A 3,407-nucleotide genomic window follows, 5' to 3' on the forward strand; every position below is an offset into this window, starting at 1 on the left:
AGGATCGCGATGATCTGAGCCTCAGTGTATCTGCTTGTCTTCATTCGAAATCTCCTCGTTCATCTTGCCGAGAAAATTCTACTTATGAAGCCCCTTACTTTCGGGGAGGATTACCACCGGAACCCCGGTCGGTATGGGTTACTGCCATTGCGCCAGCTGCCGTCACTGGTCTGCGGGTCCGGTAAACGCCTTCACTCTCTGGCATCCAGAACAGGTGCATATACCAAAAGGCGAGGAGCATCTTGCGGGATACAGCAAGACGCCTGCCAGTGACCGGATGTGGTGTACCGTCTGTGGCGGTCACCTCATGACTGTCCACCCCGGCCTCAAGCTGATCGATGTGTTCGCAGCCATCCTGCCGTCGATCGATTTTCAGCCAACCCCGCACGTGAACTATACAGAAACCGTCCTGCACCTGCATGACGACTTGCCCAAGATGAATGACTTTCCGGCCGAACTGGGTGGGTCTGGATTGCTCGTTCCAGAATAACTTCTACCCCGCTCCACCATGGCCGTTCGCTTCGAATGGCAATAGAAAGACCCGGGCAAGGCATCGGAGATGGTGGCCGAGAACGAGCGTCACAGCGCCACCCACGATCAAGGAAACGCCCCAAGGCGATCCCGCCCTCGACTGGTGGCAGGGCCTTACGGATGCCGAGCGGCAGGACTGGGGCGATCGGACAGGCGGAACCTTCGAGGCGGGCGGGAAGACCTGTTCGCGCATGGACCCGTGCCGCCTGCGCCCTGCGCAGCACGGATTCCCCTGCCGGTCCCTCTCGGTCCCGGAAAGGTTCCAAGCCAAAAGCGACCTGACCCGGTCACACGGGCGAGGGCAGGGACGCGGCGTCCCAGATGCGGCCTTGCCATTCCGGCACGCCGCTAAGGCCGTCGAAGGCCGCATCCTTGGAGATCAGGGGGCAGCCAAGCGCAACTGCAGTCGCCGCGATCATCCGGTCGAACGGATCCCGGTGGCTCCACTGCATTGCCCCTGCCAGAAACGCGATCTCGGCCGTATAGGGCGCGATCTCGGTGCCCTGCGCGCGCCAGAGCGGCAGAAGCTGGTCGATGACGGGATCAAGCTCTGGCCATTTCCCAAGGCGATGCTTCTGCGTGATCTCGTAGAAGCTGATCGGGGCGACATAGGCTGCCTCCGCCGCCTCGATCACGCCCCGCGCGGTGGCGCTCAGCTCCGAGGACAGAAACAGGCTCCAGATGAACGTGTGGGTGTCGAGCAGGACCGCCCTCACTCCCAGTCCCTCAGCTCATCCTCGGACAGGGGGGCGAGGAAATCCGGCACCCTGCTGACCAGTCCATCGCCGATCCCGATGCGGACAGTGGGGCGATGGACCGAGACCAGCCGCACGGCCGGCTGGCCGCCGCGGGCGATGATGACTTCCTCGCCCTTCTCGGCCGCGGCGATCAGTTCCGACAGCTTGGCCTTGGCTTCCGCGATGTTCATCTGCATGACCGCACCCCTTTTGCTCAAAACAAGATAGTCTTGAACCAAGAGTTGGTCCATCTGCTTGTGCTTGCCAAGATCTGACGGCAGCAGGTAAACCCCTTGTGGGTGTTGAACCTGAACGAGAGTGAACCTTTTGGCATATGCCTTGGGTGCGGTCGCGAAGGTGTCAGGGTGGAAGTGGCTGTTCGACCAAGCCTTGCGCCGCGAACCGCCCGCCTCGATGAGGCGGGCCTGTCCGAGAGTACCGAGGCTTTCCAACACGGACTTCACCAAACCCGCGCAGGCGCACAATCGTTCATCCAAACACGAAGTCGCCAGCGTCCAGATCAACGATAGAAACCCCTTGGAGCCCCAGACGATCGCCGTTTCCGAAGTCGATCATTGCGTTCGGTCCCACGTCGCTCATGAGCCCTGTCAGGTCAGCAAAGCTGTCAATGCCGTTCACCACGATCCTGATGGTGTCGACGCCGTCATCGAAGTCGGTGATCCTATCGGTGCCATCATCAAAGACGAACACATCAGCATCGCTGCGTCCGGTCAGCACGTCGTTGCCGTCGCCGCCGACGATCACGTCGGCGCCGTCGCCGCCGGTGATGCGGTCGTTGTCGGCGCCGCCGTCAAGCCGCAGGCGGATGAGCCCGGCCAGTCCCGCGCTGCCGGTGATGGTGTCGGCACCGCCGCCGCCGTTCACGTCCAGCCGCTCGGTGCTGCCGATGTCGAGCGAGAACGGAACGAGGTTGGTGCGGTCGAAGTCCACCCGCGCGCCATTGGCGGCGATGGTGAAGGCATCGCCCACGACGGCGCCGTTTACCTGCACGATGTCATAGCCCGCGCCCCCTTCCATGACGTCCGAGCCGTCGCCGTTGTTCCAGATCATCCGGTCGTTGCCATTGCCGCCATAGACCCTGTCGGCGCCCCGATCGCCCAAGAGCACGTCGTTTCCCTCACCGCCGAGGAGCACGTCGGCGCCGTCACCGCCGGTGATGCGGTCGTTGTCGGCGCCGCCGTCCAGCCGCAGGCGGATGAGCCCGGCCAGTCCCGCGCTGCCGGTGATGGTGTCGGCACCGCCGCCGCCGTTCACGTCCAGCCGCTCGGTGCTGCCGATGTCGAGCGAGAACGTAACTATGTTGGTGCGGTCGAAGTCCACCCGGGGTCCGTTGGCGCCGATGGTGAAGGCATCGCCCACGGCCGCACCGTTCACCTGCACGGTGTCATAGCCCGCGCCCCCTTCCATGACGTCCGAGCCGTCGCCGTTGTTCCAGATCATCCGGTCGTTGCCATTGCCGCCATAGACCCTGTCGGCGCCCCGATCGCCCAAGAGCACGTCGTTTCCCTCACCGCCGAGGAGCACGTCGGCGCCGTCACCGCCGGTGATGCGGTCGTTGTCCGCGCCGCCGTCCAGCCGCAGGCGGATGAGCCCGGCCAGTCCCGCGCTGCCGGTGATGGTGTCGGCACCGCCGCCGCCGTTCACGTCCAGCCGCTCGGTGCTGCCGATGTCGAGCGAGAACGGAACGAGGTTGGTGCGGTCGAAGTCCACCCGCGCGCCATTGGCGGCGATGGTGAAGGCATCGCCCACGACGGCGCCGTTTACCTGCACGATGTCATAGCCCGCGCCACCTTCCATGACGTCCGAGCCGTCGCCGTTGTTCCAGATCATCCGGTCGCTGCCGTAGCCGCCAAAAACGCTGTCGGCGCCCCTGAACCCGGTGAGCACGTCGTTGCCGTCGCCGCCGAGGAGCACGTCGGCGCCGTCACCGCCGGTGATGCGGTCGTTGTCGGCGCCGCCGTCCAGCCGCAGGCGGATGAGCCCGGCCAGTCCCGCGCTTCCGGTGATGGTGTCGGCACCGCCGCCGCCGTTCACGTCCAGCCGCTCGGTGCTGCCGATGTCGAGCGAGAACGGAACGAGGTTGGTGCGGTCGAAGTCCACCCGGGGTCCGTTGGCGCC

General features: G+C 64.7%; 4 protein-coding genes. 1 reads left to right on the plus strand and 3 read right to left on the minus strand.

All coding sequences use genetic code 11. The features are described 5' to 3' along the window. Positions 1 to 133 precede the first annotated feature (133 nt). Positions 134 to 490, plus strand: a complete 357-nt coding sequence (locus tag H5395_RS17950) for a GFA family protein (protein WP_182793801.1) — start codon at positions 134 to 136, stop codon at positions 488 to 490. Between the two features lie 328 nt (positions 491 to 818). Here H5395_RS17950 and H5395_RS17955 read toward each other — a convergent pair whose 3' ends face one another. The 3 genes from H5395_RS17955 to H5395_RS17965 all read right to left on the minus strand — a co-directional run. Next, positions 819 to 1,247 (minus strand): type II toxin-antitoxin system VapC family toxin, encoded by a 429-nt coding sequence (locus tag H5395_RS17955; RefSeq protein WP_182793802.1) that lies wholly within the window; start codon positions 1,245 to 1,247, stop codon positions 819 to 821. Further along, the gene (locus tag H5395_RS17960) at positions 1,244 to 1,465 is read right to left on the minus strand and encodes a type II toxin-antitoxin system Phd/YefM family antitoxin (protein ID WP_182793803.1); all 222 of its coding nucleotides are present in this window, start codon (positions 1,463 to 1,465) and stop codon (positions 1,244 to 1,246) included. The genes H5395_RS17955 and H5395_RS17960 overlap by 4 nt, the downstream gene beginning before the upstream one ends. A gap of 292 nt (positions 1,466 to 1,757) precedes the next feature. Further along, positions 1,758 to 3,407: calcium-binding protein (locus tag H5395_RS17965; protein ID WP_220495121.1), on the minus strand; the 1,650-nt coding region annotated here is incomplete at its 5' end.

Origin of the sequence: Paracoccus sp. MC1854 (assembly GCF_014164635.1) — a bacterium.
Classification (GTDB): Bacteria; Pseudomonadota; Alphaproteobacteria; order Rhodobacterales; family Rhodobacteraceae; genus Paracoccus.

Coding starts and splice junctions, on each gene's coding strand:
- H5395_RS17950 (WP_182793801.1), top strand. CDS start 134: ATGGGTTACTGCCATTGCGCCAGCTGCCGTCACTGGTCTGCGGGTCCG.
- H5395_RS17960 (WP_182793803.1), bottom strand. CDS start 1,465: ATGCAGATGAACATCGCGGAAGCCAAGGCCAAGCTGTCGGAACTGATC.